The 18011-nt window shown below is 63.3% G+C and carries 18 protein-coding genes; 9 read left to right on the top strand and 9 right to left on the bottom strand.

Going from position 1 to position 18011, the window contains the following annotated elements:
* The first annotated feature begins 149 nt into the window (after positions 1-149).
* The gene (locus tag AC0L16_RS31785; RefSeq protein WP_473625479.1) at positions 150-593 is read left to right on the top strand and encodes a hypothetical protein; all 444 of its coding nucleotides are present in this window, start codon (positions 150-152) and stop codon (positions 591-593) included.
* Positions 594-696: 103 nt separating this feature from the next.
* On the opposite strand, the gene AC0L16_RS31780 is transcribed toward AC0L16_RS31785, so the two are convergent.
* Positions 697-1869 carry an amidohydrolase gene (locus tag AC0L16_RS31780; protein WP_473625477.1) on the bottom strand — a complete coding sequence of 391 codons (1173 nt, stop codon included), beginning with the start codon at positions 1867-1869 and terminating at the stop codon, positions 697-699.
* Positions 1870-1980: 111 nt separating this feature from the next.
* Between AC0L16_RS31780 and AC0L16_RS31775 the strand changes: the two genes are divergently transcribed.
* A complete protein-coding gene (locus tag AC0L16_RS31775) occupies positions 1981-2832 on the top strand; it encodes an AraC family transcriptional regulator (RefSeq protein WP_473625476.1) in 852 nt (283 codons plus the stop codon).
* Between the two features lie 64 nt (positions 2833-2896).
* On the opposite strand, the gene AC0L16_RS31770 is transcribed toward AC0L16_RS31775, so the two are convergent.
* Genes AC0L16_RS31770 through AC0L16_RS31760 form a run of 3 tightly spaced genes read right to left on the bottom strand, consistent with a single transcriptional unit; the run spans position 2897 to position 4991 of the window.
* The gene (locus AC0L16_RS31770) at positions 2897-3451 is read right to left on the bottom strand and encodes a nuclear transport factor 2 family protein (protein ID WP_473625475.1); all 555 of its coding nucleotides are present in this window, start codon (positions 3449-3451) and stop codon (positions 2897-2899) included.
* Positions 3448-4428 (bottom strand): alpha/beta hydrolase, encoded by a 981-nt coding sequence (locus tag AC0L16_RS31765; protein ID WP_473625473.1) that lies wholly within the window; start codon positions 4426-4428, stop codon positions 3448-3450. Before AC0L16_RS31765 ends, AC0L16_RS31770 begins: the two co-directional genes overlap by 4 nt.
* A 59-nt stretch (positions 4429-4487) precedes the next feature.
* Positions 4488-4991 carry a nuclear transport factor 2 family protein gene (locus AC0L16_RS31760; RefSeq protein ID WP_473625472.1) on the bottom strand — a complete coding sequence of 168 codons (504 nt, stop codon included), beginning with the start codon at positions 4989-4991 and terminating at the stop codon, positions 4488-4490.
* Positions 4992-5116: 125 nt separating this feature from the next.
* Here AC0L16_RS31760 and AC0L16_RS31755 point away from each other — a divergent pair, with 125 nt between their 5' ends.
* The 3 genes from AC0L16_RS31755 (at position 5117) to AC0L16_RS31745 (ending at position 7523) form a co-directional block, all read left to right on the top strand.
* Positions 5117-6166 carry a LysR family transcriptional regulator gene (locus AC0L16_RS31755; RefSeq protein WP_473625471.1) on the top strand — a complete coding sequence of 350 codons (1050 nt, stop codon included), beginning with the start codon at positions 5117-5119 and terminating at the stop codon, positions 6164-6166.
* A 75-nt stretch (positions 6167-6241) separates the two neighbouring features.
* Positions 6242-7006, top strand: coding sequence for a copper homeostasis protein CutC (locus AC0L16_RS31750; RefSeq protein ID WP_473625469.1), 765 nt, complete (start codon positions 6242-6244; stop codon positions 7004-7006).
* Positions 7007-7025: 19 nt separating this feature from the next.
* Positions 7026-7523 carry a GNAT family N-acetyltransferase gene (locus AC0L16_RS31745; RefSeq protein ID WP_473625467.1) on the top strand — a complete coding sequence of 166 codons (498 nt, stop codon included), beginning with the start codon at positions 7026-7028 and terminating at the stop codon, positions 7521-7523.
* A 110-nt stretch (positions 7524-7633) separates the two neighbouring features.
* On the opposite strand, the gene AC0L16_RS31740 is transcribed toward AC0L16_RS31745, so the two are convergent.
* The 4 genes from AC0L16_RS31740 to AC0L16_RS31725 all read right to left on the bottom strand — a co-directional run bounded on the left by AC0L16_RS31740 (position 7634) and on the right by AC0L16_RS31725 (position 12215).
* The gene (locus AC0L16_RS31740; protein ID WP_473625466.1) at positions 7634-8437 is read right to left on the bottom strand and encodes an FAD binding domain-containing protein; all 804 of its coding nucleotides are present in this window, start codon (positions 8435-8437) and stop codon (positions 7634-7636) included.
* A gap of 117 nt (positions 8438-8554) precedes the next feature.
* The gene (locus AC0L16_RS31735; RefSeq protein ID WP_473625464.1) at positions 8555-10903 is read right to left on the bottom strand and encodes a xanthine dehydrogenase family protein molybdopterin-binding subunit; all 2349 of its coding nucleotides are present in this window, start codon (positions 10901-10903) and stop codon (positions 8555-8557) included.
* A gap of 120 nt (positions 10904-11023) precedes the next feature.
* Positions 11024-11527, bottom strand: a complete 504-nt coding sequence (locus tag AC0L16_RS31730; RefSeq protein ID WP_473625463.1) for a (2Fe-2S)-binding protein — start codon at positions 11525-11527, stop codon at positions 11024-11026.
* Positions 11528-11783: 256 nt separating this feature from the next.
* Positions 11784-12215 (bottom strand): nuclear transport factor 2 family protein, encoded by a 432-nt coding sequence (locus tag AC0L16_RS31725; protein ID WP_473625461.1) that lies wholly within the window; start codon positions 12213-12215, stop codon positions 11784-11786.
* Between the two features lie 205 nt (positions 12216-12420).
* Here AC0L16_RS31725 and AC0L16_RS31720 point away from each other — a divergent pair, with 205 nt between their 5' ends.
* Positions 12421-13590 (top strand): FIST N-terminal domain-containing protein, encoded by a 1170-nt coding sequence (locus AC0L16_RS31720; RefSeq protein WP_473625481.1) that lies wholly within the window; start codon positions 12421-12423, stop codon positions 13588-13590.
* An 8-nt stretch (positions 13591-13598) separates the two neighbouring features.
* On the top strand, positions 13599-14939 hold the full coding sequence (locus tag AC0L16_RS31715; RefSeq protein WP_473625460.1) for an ATP-binding response regulator: 1341 nt from the start codon (positions 13599-13601) through the stop codon (positions 14937-14939).
* Positions 14940-15308: 369 nt separating this feature from the next.
* Here the strand turns inward: AC0L16_RS31715 and AC0L16_RS31710 are convergent, their stop codons facing one another.
* Positions 15309-15992 (bottom strand): response regulator, encoded by a 684-nt coding sequence (locus AC0L16_RS31710; protein WP_095521992.1) that lies wholly within the window; start codon positions 15990-15992, stop codon positions 15309-15311.
* 157 nt (positions 15993-16149) lie between these two features.
* Here AC0L16_RS31710 and maiA point away from each other — a divergent pair, with 157 nt between their 5' ends.
* Positions 16150-16800, top strand: a complete 651-nt coding sequence (gene maiA / locus AC0L16_RS31705) for a maleylacetoacetate isomerase (RefSeq protein WP_473625458.1) — start codon at positions 16150-16152, stop codon at positions 16798-16800.
* Between the two features lie 29 nt (positions 16801-16829).
* Positions 16830-17870, top strand: a complete 1041-nt coding sequence (locus AC0L16_RS31700; RefSeq protein WP_473625457.1) for a zinc-dependent alcohol dehydrogenase family protein — start codon at positions 16830-16832, stop codon at positions 17868-17870.
* The last annotated feature ends 141 nt before the right edge of the window (positions 17871-18011 follow it).

The raw sequence follows: 18011 nt of genomic DNA, 5'->3' as shown, positions 1-18011 counted from the left end.
TCTCTCGGTCGTCGTCTAAAATCGCACGTTTTTTTTTCACCCCGCCCCCCCAAATATCTAAAATATAATTCTGTCACCTCACCGCGTGGGGCGCACCCCCCCGCCGCTTCTAAATACGGGGGGCGCGACTATGCTATGGGCAGTGTCAAATGCGAACAATCAGCAGACTTTTCGATTCCCGCGACCAGGCAGCGCGTGCCGTTGCCGCGCTTCAGGCGGCAGGAGTTTCTCAAGAACAGATCAGCGTCATCGGACCTTACGACGACGAAATCAGGGCTGTCCTGCGAGGTCCGGGCGGTGCCGCACTTGGCGCCGCCGCTGGTCTGTTAATCGGCCTGGGTGCTTTTGGAGCCACCGGCATTGATCCTGTCGGGGCGGTGGCTGGCCTGGTCCTCGTCGGTGGGGCCTGCGGCGGCTTTGCCGGTGGGCTTCTCCAGGCATCGGCCGATGTTGCCAAAAAGCCGGGTGAGCCGAACGTCGCACAAGGCGTCATTTTTGTGATGGCGCAGGTCGATGAAAATCAGGCCGATACCGCGCAGGCAGTGCTGGACAATCCCGTCCGCGTGACGCAACTCGTGGCCACAGCCGGCTGAGATGCGTCGGGAGGTTCGCGCCTGACCGCTTCCCGGCTTATCGCCGACGAATCGCATTCAGATCGGGATTTCCCGCTGAGCCGTCAGTTTTCCCTGTGACGGCTCACGAGCCGGGAAGCGTCTGCTCGACCAGATTGACGTAGTAGCGCAGCACGGTCGGCACGATCTCGTCGTTGAAGACGTAGCGGTCGCCGTGCAGGCCCTCGCCGGGCCCGACATCGCCGACGCCGATCCACGCGTAGCAGCCGCCTGCCGCGCGGATCATAAACGCGAAATCCTCGCAGCCGAGGCTCGGGCTGAACTCGGTCGTGACGTTCTCGCTGCCGACGGCGGCGGCGGCTGCCGCGATGGCGCGGGCCGTGGCGTCAGCCGTGTTGATGAGCGGCGGATAGCCCTTCTTGTAGTTGAGCGTGGCGTTGAGCGCATGGGCTGCGGCAATGCCGTGGGCGATCTCGCCGATCAGCTTCTCGCAATGATCGGAATGACCGGGCTCGAAAAAGCGGCAAGTGCCTTGCAGCCAGACCCTGCCCGGCACGATGTTGCCGACATTGCCGCCGTGGATCTGGGTGAGGCTGACGACCAGCGCGGTTTGCGGATCGACCGAGCGGCTGACGATGCGCTGAATGGCCTGGACAAAGGCGCCCGCGGCCAGGATCGGGTCGTCGCCGAGCTGCGGCATGGCGGCATGCGCGCCAAGACCCTCGAAGCTCAGCTCGAAATTGTCGACGGCCGCCATCTGTGTTCCAGCGCGAGCGGCGATTGTCCCCAGCTCAAGGCCCGGCCAGTTGTGGACGGCATAGATCGCCTCGACCGGGAAACGCTCGAACAGGCCGTCTTCGATCATGCGCAGGCTGCCGCCTTCGTTTTCTTCGGCTGGCTGGAAGACGAAGTAGACGGTGCCGTCGAAGGCGCGGGATTGGCTGAGCAGGCTGGCCGCGCCGAGCAGCATGGCGGTGTGGCCGTCATGGCCGCAGGCGTGCATCACGCCCTCGTTCCTGGAGGCATAGGGCAAGCCGGTCCTCTCGATGACCGGAAGCGCGTCCAGCTCGGCGCGAAGGCCGATGGCGCGTGTGCCCGTGCCGCTGCGCAGGACGCCGACAACCCCGGTGCCGCCGATCCCCTCATGCACCTCGTCGAAGCCGAAGGCGCGCAGTTTCTCAGCAATGAAACGTGCCGTTTCGTTCTCGTCGAATCCGAGTTCGGGATTGCAATGGATATGGTGGCGCCAGGCTATGACCTCTGGTGTCAGAGCGGCGATCGGGTCATTGTGCAGCACGATGCTCTCCTTCCACGCTGGCAAAGGGCGGGTTTGATCCGCTGGATCACGGATTAGAAGGTCGCACAACGGGCGTCTTGAACCAGATTGACCGCTGCAGGGACAAAAGCCGTGGACGCGATAGAGACCAGGAAATACTGGCGCCATCCCTGCTTCCCTGAGCTTGGCCTGTTCAAGGCGCGCTTCACGCAGCATCGCTACGAACTGCACACGCACCCAACCTATGTGATCGCGCTGATCACGGCCGGCTGCGAACGCATCCGCATCGGGCGCCACAAAATAATAGCTCCTGCAGGCACCATTGCCGTCGTCAATCCCGAGGAGTGGCATGACGGGGAACAGGGTGCGGATGAAGGCTGGGCCTACCGGACGTTTTATCCGCCGGTGCCGCTGATGGCGGGGCTCGCCCGCGAGCTGGGCAGGGCTGACGCTCCGGTCTTCTCACGTGCGAATATCGAAGACAGCGATCTCGCCGCAGCGTTGATGGCAGCACACCAGAGCTCGACCTCACCTGACGCGACGCAAGCCGAGACGTCGCTGCTCGTCGCCTTGAGGCATCTCATCGTTCGGCATGGCGATTGCAGCGGGCGGGTAGAGGAGATCGAAAGCTCGGGATCGCGACGGAGGTTCTCGCTCTACGAGAAGGTTGTCGAAAGCGACCTTGGCTCGCAGTTCGACTTGCAGCGGCTTGCCGACGCCGCGCGCGTCACCCGGTTCCAGGTCATCCGGGATTTCAAGAAGGCGATTGGCCTGACGCCTGCAGCCTATATCCGCGACCGGAGACTGCGTCGCGCCAGCTCATTGATCGAACAGGGGCTCGGCCTCGCAGAGGCCGCCATTGCGGCAGGTTTCGCCGACCAGAGCCATCTTTCCCGTGCGTTCCGGACCATGCATGGCATGACGCCAGGCATGTTCAGGAGAGGCAAAGCTCCCGAACTAAGACGATTCTCACATCGAAAATGAAATGATCGGGCGAGCGGTAGGACCAATGTCGGCGCCAATCGGTTCCCGGCGCAAGCCTGCATTGTCATTTCGCCGCCGCCTCCACCCGGTCCGCGGCGGCGGCCAGCACGGCGCGGTCGCCCTCGTCGTACAAGCGATGGATCGAGATGGCGTTGACGCGCCAGCCTTCGGGCGTCCGCACCAGCCGGTGCAGATAGCTGGCGCCGACCGTCCAGAACCGCGTGTCGATCCAGTGGCTCGCGCGAACATGGCTGCGCGCGACCGCGTCGTTGCCCGCGCCTTCGACAACGATGTTGGTGATAAGGTGCTGGGTGGCGTCGAAGCCCGGCAGCACGCCTTGCCACTGAACAATCAGCGCGTCGCGGTCGCTGGTCACGGCCTCGCCACCGAAAAGACTGGTATAGTCGGTCGTGACGCGATCCGCGAAATAGGATTTTACCCGATCCCATTCGCGCAAATCGGCATAGAGGCCGATCCCCGCCACCGCCTCGGCGATGGCGGTCTTGTCTTCGCTCGTCAGCGCAGGCGTGGATTGCATGGTGCTCAAGGCCGGCAGAGCGGCAAGCGTCGCGGCAAAAACTGCCGAGGCCAAAACAAACCGGCGGGTGACGGGGCTCATTGCCCCGCCTCCCCTGCACTGCCCAGCGTGGCGCGGAAATGCGCGGCAACGGCGTCGCTCGCCGCCTTCACCGGCGCAGCGCGGTCGTAGAAATCGAACTGGGTGAAATTGTCGAGCCACAGCTGCTGCTTCGGCCCGATCAGCCGCGCGTAAAATTTGTGCGCGCCCTGCGGGATGGCAGCCGTCTCGCTGTGCACCATCAGCAACGGCTGATGCAGGCGCCGGGCAGCCTGGATCGCATCGAATGTCAGCCAGCCGCGCCAGAAGGCCGGGTCGGCCTCGTTGCGCCAGGCCGGGATCATGCCGCGACCAGCCTCTGTATAGTAAGGCACCTTGAACATGATCGCCCGCTCGTCGGTCAGGCTGGCGGCGGGCAGGAATGCCTGTTTGCCGGTGCGGCGATAGGCGGCCTCGGCCGCATCGCCCGCGGCTACGAGCCTGGCGACGCCGTCCTTGCCGCCATAGGTCTGCTCGACCACCTCGGCATCGTGCAGCCAGGGCGCGACCAAAGCGACCGACTTGATCGCGGCATCTTTAGCGGCGGCGTTGACCATGTAGCCGGAGCTGGCGCAAATGCCGAGCCCGCCGATGCGGTCCTTGCTGATCTCGGGCCGGGTCGCGAGATAGGCGACCGCCGCCTCGATATCGGCGATCTTGGCGCTGGGATCCTCATATTGGCGGCGGGCGCCGCCGCTCTCGCCCCAGCCGCGAAAGTCGAAGGTCAAGGCGACGAACCCGCGGTCGGACAGTTCGCGGGCGTAGCGGGCCGGCATCTGTTCCTTCACCGTCATCCAGGCGCCGGTCACGACCAGCGCGGGCCGAGGTCTCGCTAGGTCCAGATCCTCGGGAAGATAGAGGTCGCCGACGATCTGCTCACCGTGCGAGGCGAAAGCAACGCGCTCGACGCGCGGTGCGGCGAAGGCGCTGGAGCCGAGGGCGACGGCGGTTGCCGTGGCTAGCGTCAGGATTTTCAACATGGCAAATCTCCTTTGGCCTGGAGCGAAAAGCGCGGCGCGACGGATTAAAGGCCGCCGTCTCAGCGGTCGTCCGCCAGTCGGCCGGGCAGTGGCTTCAGCTTGTAGTGCGTCCAGTAGAAGGCGTCCGACTGGTACATGTCGGTCAAGAAATTCTGCGCCTCGGTGATCTTGCCGCCCTTGATGCGAAACATCAGGGCGTAGAGCTGGTCGATCTCGGGACCTGAGCCGACGTTCGACCAGCCGCGATGGATGTCGACGACGAGATCGCCCTGCGCCTGGAAGAAGATCGGCTCAGCCCTGAATTTGCCGTCGGCCAGGCCACGGAAGAAGGCAACCACTTCCTCCGGCCCGCGCTTGTCGCCGGCCAGCGGATGGTGGCCGGGAATGCGCCACACGATGTCGGGCGCTAGGAAAGGCCGGACGGTCTCCGGGTTCCCGGTCGCGTAAGCTGCGTAATAGTCCTTGATCAGCTGGATGTTGCGGTCTTCCTGCGGGCCGCCGTTCGCGGGGGCGGCGGACACCGCCAGGAGAGCGCCGGCGGCGAGCGAAGCGAGCCTGGTCATCGGTCCTGTCTCCTTGCCTTTCGGGCCGTCGCGACAGCGAAGCCCGTTCGTCGGGCCAACATCACGCTTTTGGTTCACCGAAAAAACCCGTATAGTTCGACAAGGCTATTTGGAATATCCTCATAATGCGCCTCGACCAGTTCAGCGGCATCGTCGCCTTCGTGAAGGTCGCGGAGGCCAGGAGCTTCACCCGCGCCGCCGCCGAACTCGGTGTCGCCCCGGCCTCGCTCAGCGAGGCGGTCAAGGGCCTTGAGGAGCGTCTCGGAGTGCGACTCCTCAACCGCACGACCCGCAGCGTCGGCCTGACCGAAGCCGGCGCCCACTATTTCGACCACGTGCGCCCAGCGGCCGAAGAGATCCGGGCGGCCGGCGCGGCACTGCGCGACACCCGTGACCGCCCCGCCGGCACGCTGCGCCTGAGCCTGCCGTGGATCGCCGCGCCGCTGCTGATCGAGCCGCTGATGGGGCCGTTCATGGATGCCTACCCGGACGTGCGGCTTAGCCTGATCTTCGACGACAATTTCGTCGATATCGCCGCGCAGAACTTCGATGCCGGTCTACGGATCGGCGAACTTCTTGAGAAAGATATGATCGGCGCGCGTCTGGGCGGGTCGCTGCAGATGGTCGTGTTGGGCAGTCCCGACTATCTGGCGCGTAACGGCACGCCAAAACGGCCCGCCGACCTCGCTGCCCACCGCTGCATCGCCTTCGCCTTCACCCGCACCAGCGCCATCTCGCCTTGGGAGTTTGTTATCGATGGACGACAGGTCGAGTTCACGCCCGACGCACGTCTGATCGTGAACACACTGCCGCTCTGCATCACCGCCGCCGCGCAAGGGCTTGGCCTGGCCTTTGCCGTCGAAGGCCTCGCTGCGCCGCTTCTCGCCTCAGGCGCCCTGGTCAAGGTGCTGGAGCCTTTCTGTCCCAGCTACGAACCGCTCCATCTCTATTACCCCAGCCGCCGCCTCGTCCCGCCGAAGCTGCGGGCCTTCATTTCGTCCGCGCCAACGCCCACAATTTGCGGATCTGATGCGCCGCCGCGAAACCAGCCACGGCGCATATCGGCGAGCCGCTCCGGCTCACCCCAGGCGCCGACCATGTGCCGGGTGGCGGCGTTGAGGCGGTTGAAGGCGTTGATTGGCCGCAATGCAAACGGCAACAACCCGTCGCGTTGAGCCAATAGTTCCGGCTTTCGCGACACGGAGCCCGATGCTAGGGCTGCAAACCTTGAATCAGCAACGGATCGCCCTGTGACCGACACCGAACGCCCTCGCCTGCCGCTGATCGAAATCTGCGTCGAAGGCATAGATGGCCTGCTCGCCGCGCAAGCCGCCAGCGCCGACCGGGTCGAGCTCTGCGCCAGCCTCGTCGAGGGCGGCATCACACCGAGTTTTGGCATGGTGCGCGCAGCCCTCGAACTGGCGACGATCCCATTCCACGTCATCGTGCGGCCGCGCGGCGGCGATTTTCTCTACAGTGACGCCGAGTACCGTTCGATGCTCGCCGATGTGCGCGCGCTGCGCGAGCTTGGCGTGGCCGGTGTCGTCGTCGGCTGCCTGAATGCCGACGGTACCATCGACGAAAAGCGGATGAGCGAATTGGTGCAGGCGGCAGGGCCTTTGAACGTCACCTGCCACCGTGCCTTCGACATGACACGCGATCCGGCCGAAGCGCTGGAAGCGCTGATCCGCAGCAAGGTCGGCCGCGTGCTGACCAGCGGCCAGCGCGACACCGCTTTGGAGGGCGTGGCCCTGTTGGCGGAACTCATCCGGCAGGCGGGGAAGCGCATCGTCATCCTCGGCTGCGGCGGGCTCGATCCAAACAACATCGCCGGGGTGCGGGAAAGAACCGGACTGAGCGAAATGCATTTCGCCGCACTCAAGGACGTCCCGAGCGCCATGCGCTATCACAATCCCCGGGTCGGGATGGGCGGCACCGACCTCGACCGCGAGTACCGCAACACGGTGACCGACGCGGCGCTGGTGGCGGCGACGATTGCGGCGGCGAGAGCATGATCGCGAAGGAAGCAAACATTTGACGCAAGCACGGTTGCCGATCGAAAAAGTCTCGCCGCAGGACGAGCCCGCCGTCCTCGCCCTCAACAACGAGCACGCGACCGAGCTGTCGTGGCTTGAGCCGGAACGCCTGTCCTTCCTGGTCGGCGAAGCGTTCTATGCGCGCCGCCTCGGCGCGCTCGAAGCCTTCATCATGAGCTTCGACCAGGATGCCCGCTACGACAGCCCGAACTTCCTGTGGTTCCGCGAGCCTTATCCGCGCTTCGTCTATGTCGACCGCGTCGTCGTTGCGGGAGAAGCGCGTGGCCGCGGCTATGCCCGGCGGCTCTATGAGGATCTGTTCGACAATGCATTGCGTGCCGGCCAGACCATCGTCACCTGCGAGGTGAATGCCGAACCGCCCAACCCGGCGTCGGATGCCTTTCACGCAGCACTCGGCTTTGCCGAAGTCGGCGACGCGCTGATCCACGGCGGCAAGAAGGCGGTGCGCTACTATACCAGGCAGTTAGGGGAGTAGGGGAGTAGGGGAGTAGGGGAGTAGGGGAAATTGGCTGGGCCGGCGAGCACCGTCAACATACTGCCATAGTGCCCTACTGCCCTACTCCCATACTGCCCTACTCCCCTCCTTCAGGCGTTGGCGTTGGCGGCAGCCACCGCGCGCTTGGCCATCACCACGACCAGATTGGCCCGGTAATCGGCCGAGGCATGGATGTCGCTCATCAAATCATTCGCCGGCACTTTCACTCCGTTGAGGGCAACGGCGTCGAAATTCGTGGCAAGCGCCGCCTCGATTTCCTTCGAGCGAAAGACGCCGCTGTCGCCGGCCCCGGTGACGGCAACGCGGACTCCGTCCGCGCCGTTGGCCACGAACACACCGACGATCGCATAGCGCGATGCCGGATTGCGGAACTTTTCATAGGCCGCCTTGGCCGGCGCGGTGAAGGTCACCGCGGTGACGATCTCGCCGTCCTCCAGCGCCGTCTCGAACAGCCCTGTGAAGAATGCGTCGGCGGCGATCTCGCGCTTGTTGGTGACGATGGTGGCGTCGAGGGCCAGAAGTGCCGCCGGATAATCGGCGGCGGGGTCGTTGTTGGCGATCGAGCCGCCGATTGTGCCCTTGTAGCGCACCGCCGGATCGCCGATCCGGGACGCCATATGGGCGAGCGCCGGACACACCTTCTTCAGCTTCTCGTCGCTGGCGACATCGTGATGCGTGGTGGCGGCACGGATGGTGATGGTCGACCCCGCCACCTCGATGCCTTTCAATTCCTCGATGCGCGAAAGATCGACCAGATCGGACGGTGCGGCAAGCCGCGTCTTCATAGCGGGGATCAGCGTCATCCCGCCCGACAAAAGCTTCGCATCGCCGGTCTCGAGCAGCTTGACGGCATCGGCGACCGAGGCGGCGCGGTGATAGTTGACTGGGTACATTTGTCTTTCTCCCTTCGGGGGAAAGGAGCGAATAGGGAGTAGTGAGTAGCGAATAGGGCCTATCCCTTCGCACGCTCTTTGTTCCCTATTCGCTACTCCCTATTCGCTATTTGCTTATCAGTGTTTCGTGGCCCGGATCGCTGCCCAGACCGTGGACGGCGATGCCGGCATGGCGATATCGGTGATGCCGATGGCGTCGGTGATGGCATTGATCACCGCCGGCGGTGAGCCGATGGCGCCGGCCTCGCCGCAGCCCTTGATGCCGAGCGGATTGCCCGGGCACGGCGTGTTCGAGGTCGAGACCTTGAACGACGGCAGGTCGTCGGCGCGCGGCATGGTGTAGTCCATATAACTCGCCGTCAAGAGCTGCCCGCTGGCATCGTAGCGGGTGCCCTCCAGCAAGGCCTGGCCAATTCCCTGGGCGACGCCGCCATGCACCTGGCCTTCGACGATCATCGGGTTGATGATGTTGCCGAAATCGTCGGCCGCGACGAACTGGACGACCTCGGTCACGCCAGTCTCGGGATCGATCTCGACCTCGCAGACATAGCAGCCGGCCGGGAACGTGAAGTTCGACGGATCGTAGAACGAGGTCTCCTTCAGCCCCGGCTCCATGCCGCCAGGCAGGTTGTGGGCGGTGTAGGCAGCAAGCGCCATCTGGAACCACGGCACTTGCTTGTCGGTGCCGGCGACCTTCAAGGCGCCGTTTTCGATGACGATGTCGCCCTCGTCGGCCTCGAGCAGATGGGCAGCGATCTTCTTGGCCTTGGCCTCGACCTTGTCGAGCGCCTTGACAACGGCCGACATGCCGACGGCCCCCGAGCGCGAGCCGTAGGTGCCCATGCCCATCTGCACCTTGTCGGTATCGCCATGGACGATCGAGACGCTGTCGATCGGCACGCCGAAGCGCTGGTTGACCAGTTGCGCGAAGGTTGTCTCATGGCCCTGGCCGTGGCTGTGCGAGCCGGTCAGCACCTCGATCGTTCCGGCGGCGTTGACGCGCACCTCGGCACTTTCCCAAAGGCCGACACCCGCTCCAAGACTGCCGACCGCCGCCGACGGCGCCAGTCCGCAGGCCTCGATGTAGCAGCTCATGCCGATGCCGCGCAGCTTGCCTCTGTTGGCGGCGTCGGCCTTGCGCTGGGCAAAACCGGCATAATCGGCAGCGGCCATCGCCGCGTCCAGCGAAGCGGCATAATCGCCGGCATCGTAGTTCATGATGACCGGTGTCTGGTGCGGAAACGCCGTGATGAAGTTCTTTCGGCGAAGTTCCGCCGGCGACACGCCCAACTCGCGTGCGGCGGTCTCCATGGTGCGTTCGAGCAGATAGGTGGCCTCCGGCCGCCCTGCCCCGCGATAGGCGTCGACCGGCGCGGTGTTGGTGTAGACGGCGCGCACATTGGCGTGGATCGCCGGAATGTCGTACTGGCCCGACAACAGCGTCGCGTAGAGATAGGTCGGCACACAGGAGGAGAACAGCGACATGTAGGCGCCGAGATTGGCGATGGTGTCGACCTTCAGCCCGGTGATCCTGTTGTCCTTGTCGAAGGCCATTTCGACCGTCGAGACATGGTCGCGGCCATGGGCGTCGGTGAGAAAGCTCTCGGTGCGGTCGGCGACCCATTTGACCGGCACGCCGGTCTTCTTCGAGGCCCACAGGCAGATGATTTCTTCCGGATAGATGTATATCTTCGAACCGAACCCGCCGCCGACATCCGGCGCGATCACGCGCAGCTTGTTTTCCGGCGCGACATTGTAGAAGGCGCTCATCACCAGGCGCGCGAGATGCGGGTTCTGGGAGGTCGTCCAGCAGGTATAGTGGTCCTCGGCCTTGTCATAGTGGCCAAGCGCTGCGCGCGGCTCCATGGCATTAGGCACCAGCCGGTTGTTGACGATCTTCATGCGGGTGATGTGGGCAGCCGCCTTGATTGCCGCGTTGGTAGCCGCGCTGTCGCCGAGCTCCCAGTCGAAAATCAGATTGCCGTCGGCTTCCGGATGGATCTGTGGCGCACTCCTTTCAAGCGCCTTCGGAGCATCGACGACGGCCTTCAGTTCCTCGTAGCTGATGTCGACCGCTTCGGCCGCGTCGCGCGCCTGCCCCTTGGTCTCGGCAACCACGACGACCACCGCGTCGCCGACATAACGGACCCTGTCGAAGGCCAGCGGCGACCACGCCCCCATCTTCATCGGCGAGCCGTCCTTGGAATGGATCATCCAGCCGCAGATGAGATTGCCGATGCCGTCGGCCTTGAGCTCCTTGCCGGTCAGCACGCCGATGACGCCCGGCATGGACTGCGCTTTCGTAACGTCGATGTTCTTGATCTGCGCATGCGCATGCGGGCTGCGCACGAAAGCCGCATGCTTCATGCCGGGAACCACCATGTCGTCGACATAGCGCCCGGCGCCGGTAATGAACCGCTTGTCTTCCTTGCGCGCTACACGAGCGCCAACACCTTCAATGCCCATCGCAGAAATTCCTCCCGAATTGCTGAAGTGAATGGTGAAGTGGTGAATGGTGAATAGTTGAAGCGTCGAGAAGGTCAGCCCAGATCGCACTATTCACTATTCACTATTCACTATTCCCCCTCACGCAGCCTGCTTCGCTTTCCCCCTCGCCCCCTTCGAAGACATCGTCTCCGATGCGGCGAGGATCGCCTTCACGATGTTGTGGTAGCCGGTGCAGCGGCAGATATTGCCTTCGAGCTCGGCCCGCACCGTGGCCTCGTCGAGGCCTTCGGGATGGCGGTTGACCATGTCGGTCGCCGCCATGATCATGCCCGGCGTGCAGAAACCGCATTGCAGCCCGTGATGCTCCTTGAACGCCGCCTGCATCGGATGCAGGTCGGCGCCGTCCGCCAGACCTTCGATCGTCACGACGCTTGACCCGGAGGCTTGCACCGCAAGCATCGTGCAGGATTTTACCGCCTTGCCGTCGACATGGATCACACAGGCGCCGCATTGCGAGGTGTCGCAGCCGACATGCGTCCCGGTCAGGCCGAGATTCTCCCTCAAGAAATGAACCAGAAGCGTCCGGCCTTCGGCAGTGCCGCTGACCCGCTTTCCGTTCACCGTCAATGATATCTCCGACATGAAACCTCCCTGGGTGCTACCTTGGTCGTTTTTGGCGTCGGTGGTGCCCGAGCCCTCCATCTGTCCACTATTCTTATACCGCATAACGCACGGGAAATAGTGCCGCGGAATGCCGAGATTGCAGTTCGGCCGAAAATCCGCCTATTGTACTTTCGGTCACGCAAAGACAGGCAAACGGCGGAGCGAAGCGAAACCATGGTCGCCGTGCTATGCCGCCTTGCGGCCATCAGCGGGGATGGTGCTGGCCAGGCCGATTTCAGCCGATGCCGTGTTTTCTGAGAACCTCCTGCTCGTCGCCTGACACCCAGCCGAATATCTTGGGCTCCCCACCCAGCTTCTGCACGAGGTAGTGGACGTCGAAATCGATCGTGACCTCAGTTTGGCCTTTGCGCGCAAAGATCGACGTCCAGGCGATATGGGCAATGCAATGATGCTGGTCAATCGGCGAAATGCGAACATTGCGTATTCGCATCTCCTTGGTGCCGATTGCTCGATAGCGAGCATAGCCTTGTTCCATAGCCTGCTTGAGCTGGTCGTCGTTCTTCCCGACCATGATGCCGGCAGGCGACGCTGCAATGAAGGCGGAAGCATAGACCGATGTCACCTCGTCCATGTCGACATCACCGGCGAGGGATTGCCGGAAAAGCCGCTCGTACCGTTCGAATAGCTTCCTGACTTGGGCGTCCATGGATCACTCCCTTCCGCCGTGGTTTTGGATCCGAAGTTTCTCAGCGCCGATGCCGTCAAAAACAGCAGAAAATTCAATTCCGTCATGTTAGCTCATTGCCAAAGTAGCACTTGAAGACAACAATGACTTCGACGCCGGCGCGCCAGGAGCACAAAAAAAGAGCCGCGCACAAAAAGAGCGTCGGAGGAAATGGAGGAGGAAGCCGCTGGCCAGTTCACGGACGCGCTATGCATGCGGCCTATCGGTTCTCACCACCGACGAACCCGACGCGGATGCGTTCGCCCGGGCGGTGGCAGTGGAATCCGCGGCCATCGACGCTGGGTTTGCCCTGCTGTTTTTCTCGCAAAGCCTGCTTGAGGCCGTCGCCCTTTCGGAAGCGTTGAACAACCACGCGCCGGCGCTCCGCTATGCCGGCTGCTCGACGGCCGGCGAGATTACGCCCAAGGGCCTGGAGGACGGCCAGGTCATGGCCATGCTGCTTCCCTCCGCATCTTTTTCGGCAGCCAGCGCCATGGTCGAAAATCTGTCCTCATCGGGCATGGACGGGATCACCGGCGAAGTCGAGGCGCTGAGGCGTTCGTTACGCGGGCGCGTCGGACACGAGCGAGCCGACACCACTTTCGCGCTCTGCCTCATCGACGGGCTGTCCTATGCCGAAGAAGCGGTCACCTCCGCCATCCATTGGGGGCTCGACGATATTCCACTGATCGGCGGGTCGGCCGGCGATGACTTGAAATTCGAGACGACGCGGCTGATCTCGAACGGCAAGGTTGCCTGCGACTGCGCCATCATCGTGCTGATCACCACGGAAATTCCTTTCCACGTGTTCAAGACCGACAATTTCGTCCCCACCGACGAGAAGCTGGTGGTGACCGCGTCCGATCCCGATCACCGCACCGTGCGCGAATTCAACGCCACCAATGCCGCCGAGGAATATGCCGCCTCGGTCGGCGTCATCCCGCAGATGCTGACGCCGCTGAGTTTCGCTTCGCACCCGGTGGTGGTGAAAGTCGGCGGCGAATTTTACTGCCGCTCGATCCAGAAGATGCATGCGGACGGCTCGCTGTCGTTCTTCTGTGCCATCGACGATGGCGTCGTCCTGTCCATCGCCCGACCCAAGAACATGGTTGAATCTACGCGTGCCGCCTTTAGGGACGTCGAGGAAAGGCTTGGCGGCATCGACATGATCCTCGCCTTTGACTGCGTGCTGCGCAGGCTCGATGCGCGCAACCGCCAGGTCTTCCGGGAGATTTCGGAACTCTACAAGGTCAACAACGTCATCGGCTTCGGCACCTATGGCGAGCAGTACCGGTCGATGCATCTGAACCAGACGTTCACCGGCATCGCCTTCGGAGAGCGGCAGGCGGCGGAGTAGGAGGTTTTATGCCGCTCAGGAACATCAACGACCTGGAGAAGCTGAAGAAGATCAACGCAGCCCTTGTCAGCCGCGTCGAGCGCTCGATGGATCAGCAAGGCAACGCGTTCTCGCTGTTCCAGACCGCGATTTCGCTCGAGAATCGAGTGCGTACGCGAACCGAGGAACTGCACTCGACACTACGTAGATTGGAACAATCCAACATCGATTTGAGCGCGGCCAAGGAAAACGCCGAACTGGCGAACCTGTCCAAGACAAGGTTCCTGGCAGCCGCCAGCCACGACGTGTTGCAACCGCTGAACGCCGCGCATCTCTCCGTCTCGGCGTTGGCCGAAGTGCAGACCAGCGACGAAGGCAAAAAACTGGTCCGGCAGGTCGAGCGGTCGCTGGAGACGATGGAGGATCTGCTCCGCACCCTGCTCGACATTTCCAAGCTCGACGCCGGCGTCGTGCAGCCCGATATCGGCGACGTCAGCCTGGAGATGCTGTTTTCGTCGCTGCGCTCGGATTTCCTGCCGGTCGCCGAATTGAAGGGCCTGACGCTAAAATTCCGGCCGGTCAACGCCGTCGTGCGTTCGGACCGCACCTTGCTGCGCCGCATCCTGCAGAACATCCTTTCCAACGCGCTGCGCTACACCCGCTCCGGCGGCGTGCTGGTTGGCACCAGGCATCGCGGCGACACGATCCGCATCGATGTCGCCGATACCGGCTGCGGTATCCCCGACGACCAGCGCGAGGCGGTGTTCGAGGAATTTCGCCGCGGCACGATCCCGACCGATGCCGGGCTTGCCGGCGGCGGGCTGGGACTGGGCCTGGCCATCGTGCGCCGCATCGCCGCCGCACTCGGCCATCCCGTGACGTTCTCGTCGAAAGTCGGACACGGCACGATTTTCCACATCGACGTTCCGGTCGGGATCGGCGCCAGCGTCGATGCCATTGCCAGCAGCGCCGACATGGAGCGGCCGCGCGGCTACGGTCTGTTCGGCACAAAGGTGCTGCTGGTCGAGAACGACGTCGAGGTGCTGCAGGCGATGACGTCGCTGCTCGAGCGCTGGCAATGCCTGGTGCGCCCAGCCACCTCGACCGATGCTGCGCTCGAGATGCTCGGCGATACGGACTGGGTGCCGGACATCGTCATCGCCGACCAGCATCTCGACGGCGGCGACCTCGGCACCGCGACCATCGCCGAGGTCCGCGATTATCTCGGCCGCGCCGTGCCGGCGCTGATCGTCACCGCCGACGGTTCGGAGACCGTCGCCAAAGCCGCCCGCGCGGCCGGCATCGAGCTGATGCGCAAGCCGCTGAAACCGGCACAGCTGCGCGCCCTGCTGGCGCATTTGCTGGCTTGATCGCTCTCCCGACCGCGAGCGACGAGAAATCGTGCACTGTCAGCGTATTCGGCGCGATCCTGTCCGTATGACCAACTTCGTCGATATTCAGGACGCTTTCCGATGAAAACAATAGATGTTCAAATGAATGACCACCCCGTACACTTTATGAAAAGCGCAAACAGTTTTCCCGGTATTCTGACAAATTTGCAAACCGCCGACAGTTTTAGCTGCGATTGTACAATTTCATCTAGATCAAAGGAATATATTCGAATCCATCTTTTGTTTACTCTATCTTCTCCGGAGACGCGCGATCTATCAGGCCCTTTGCGGCTCTGGACGGAAAACGGTGAGTTCTCAGTGAAAGTTTACTCATCCTGACGGGTGCGGCTAAAACCCCGCCTGGCCGCGAAACAGCTCGGCACTGTCGAGCTTCGAAACCTCGATGACGGCTTGCGTCCGGCTGTAGACATTGAGCTTGCGCAGGATCTCGGAAACATGCGCCTTGACGGTGGTTTCGCCGACCTGCAGCTCGTAGGCGATCTGCTTGTTGAGCAAGCCCTGGCGCAGCATCTGCAGCACCCGCAATTGCTGCGGCGTCAGTTTGGCAAGGCGCTGCACCATCTCGGCGCGATCGGTGCTGTCAGCGTCGGGCGGCTGGCCTTCGTAGGTTTCGGGCACGTAGATCGCACCGTCCATCACCGAGCGGATGGCGGCGGCCAGATCGCTCTTGCGCGCCGATTTCGGGATGAAGCCGGCCGCGCCGTAGGACAGCGCCTCGGAAATGATCTTGGGCTCCTCATGCCCCGAAACGATGACCACCGGCAGGCGCGGATAGCGGGTCCGAAGCTGCAGCAGCCCATCGAAGCCATGCACGTCTGGCATGCTGAGGTCGAGCAGCGCGAGATCGAATGGCTTCGCATCCGCCAGAAGCTCAAATGCCTCGGTGATCGAACGCGCCTCGACAGTATCGACATCCGGATAGGCCATTTGCACAGCGCTGTGCAGCGCCTCGCGAAACAGCGGGTGGTCGTCGATGATCAGAAACCGGGCGCGATCGTTGACTGCGGTCATGGCGTTTCGTTTCATTTCAGGCAGGATAGAATAGCCCAGTGACCATGGCCAGATTATTGGCAAATAGTACATCGCCATCCCTGGCCGAAGGGCGGAGATGGCAATTTCCGGACCACCATGCCTTGCCCGGTCGTCCAAATCGGCCGAATGTACCGCAATGAGCGACCTCGTCCTTCATAACTACTACCGCTCCTCCACCTCCTACCGGGTGCGGATCGCGCTGGAGATGAAGGGCCTGACCTACCAATATGTGCCGCATCACCTGCGCCACGGCGAGCATCTGGAGCCCGCCTATCTCTCGGTCAATCCGCAAGGACTGGTGCCGGCGCTGATCCTGGGGGGCGGCACGCTGCTGACCCAGTCGCTTGCGATCATCGAATTTCTCGACGAGACCAGGCCCGAACCGCCGCTTTTGCCGCAGGACGCGCTTGGTCGGGCCCGCGTCAGGATGCTGGCGCAGATGATCGCCTGCGACATCCATCCGGTGAACAATCTGCGCGTACTGACCTCGCTGCGCACGCTGTTCGGCGCCGGCGACGAAGACGTCGCCAACTGGTTCCGGCACTGGGTGAACGAAGGTTTTCAGCCGCTTGAAAAGATTCTGTCTTCCTCCCCCGAAACAAAGACATTCTGCCATGGCGAAACGCCGGGGCTGGCCGACATCTGCCTGGTCGCACAGGTCACCAGCAACGCCCGTTTCGGCGTCGACCTGACGCCCTATCCGACAATCGGCCGCATCCACGCCGCCTGCATGGCGCTGCCGGCCTTCCAAAGGGCCGCACCCGAGAACCAGATCGATGCCGAGTAGCAGCGCTATACAATCGTGAGGAATTGCCGATGAAAGCCGTTGTCTTCGAAAAATTCGGCGAGGTGCCGACGATCCAGACTGTTGCCGATCCGGAGCCGGCACTGGGTGGCGTTGTTATCAAGGTCGAGGCGACCGGGCTCTGCCGCAGCGACTGGCATGGTTGGATGGGCCACGACGACGGCATCCGTCTGCCGCATGTGCCGGGTCACGAGCTTGCCGGCGTCGTGGTGGCCGCAGGTAGCCAGGTGACACGCTGGAAGACCGGCGAGCGCGTCACCGTGCCGTTCGCCGTCGGCTGCGGCCGTTGCTTCGAATGCAGCTCGGGCAACCATCAGGTCTGCGAACACCAGACCCAGCCCGGCTTCACCGGCTGGGGCTCGTTCGCCGAATATGTCGCCATCGACCGTGCCGATACCAATCTGGTCCGATTGCCGGACGAGATGGAATTCGCCACCGCCGCGAGCCTCGGCTGCCGCTTCGTCACCTCGTTCCGCGCCATTGTCGACCAGGGCCGGGTGACACCAGGCGAATGGGTGGCCGTGCATGGCTGCGGCGGCGTCGGCCTGTCGGCGATCATGATCGCCAGCGCCATGGGCGCCAACGTGATTGCCATCGACCTGACCGACGAGAAGCTGGACTTCGCCAAAAAAATCGGTGCGGTGGCGACGATCAACGCCGCCAAGACGCCGAACGTGGTCAAGGCGGTCAAGCAGATCACCAATGGCGGCGCACACATGTCGATGGACGCGCTCGGCCACCCCACCACCTCGTTCAACTCGATCGCCAACCTGCGCCGGCGCGGCCGCCATGTGCAGGTCGGCCTGATGCTCGGCGACCACGCCAGGCCGCAGATCCCGATGGACAAGGTGATCGCCTTCGAGCTCGAAATCCGCGGCAGCCACGGCATGCAGGCCTACCGCTACCAGGCGATGATGGAGATGATCCGCACCGGCAAGCTGAAGCCCGAACTGCTGGTCGGCAAGCGGATCAGCCTCGAAGAGGCGCCGGCAGCCTTGATGGCGATGGGCGGCTTCGAAGGCATCGGCATCGGCGTGGTGACGAAGTTCTAGCTATGCGGCGCTCTCCCTTCTCCCCCTTGTGGGAGAAGGTGGCCTCGCGAAGCGAGGTCGGATGAGGGGTGCTCCAGCTTGGCACCGACAGTACTCCGTCCAGCACCCCTCTTCCGTCTTGGCGCTGCGCGCCAATCCACC

This window comes from Mesorhizobium sp. WSM4848 (assembly GCF_055811375.1).
The sequence above is the reverse complement of the archived record's forward strand: the minus strand, read 5'-3'. Positions and strand labels throughout refer to the sequence as shown.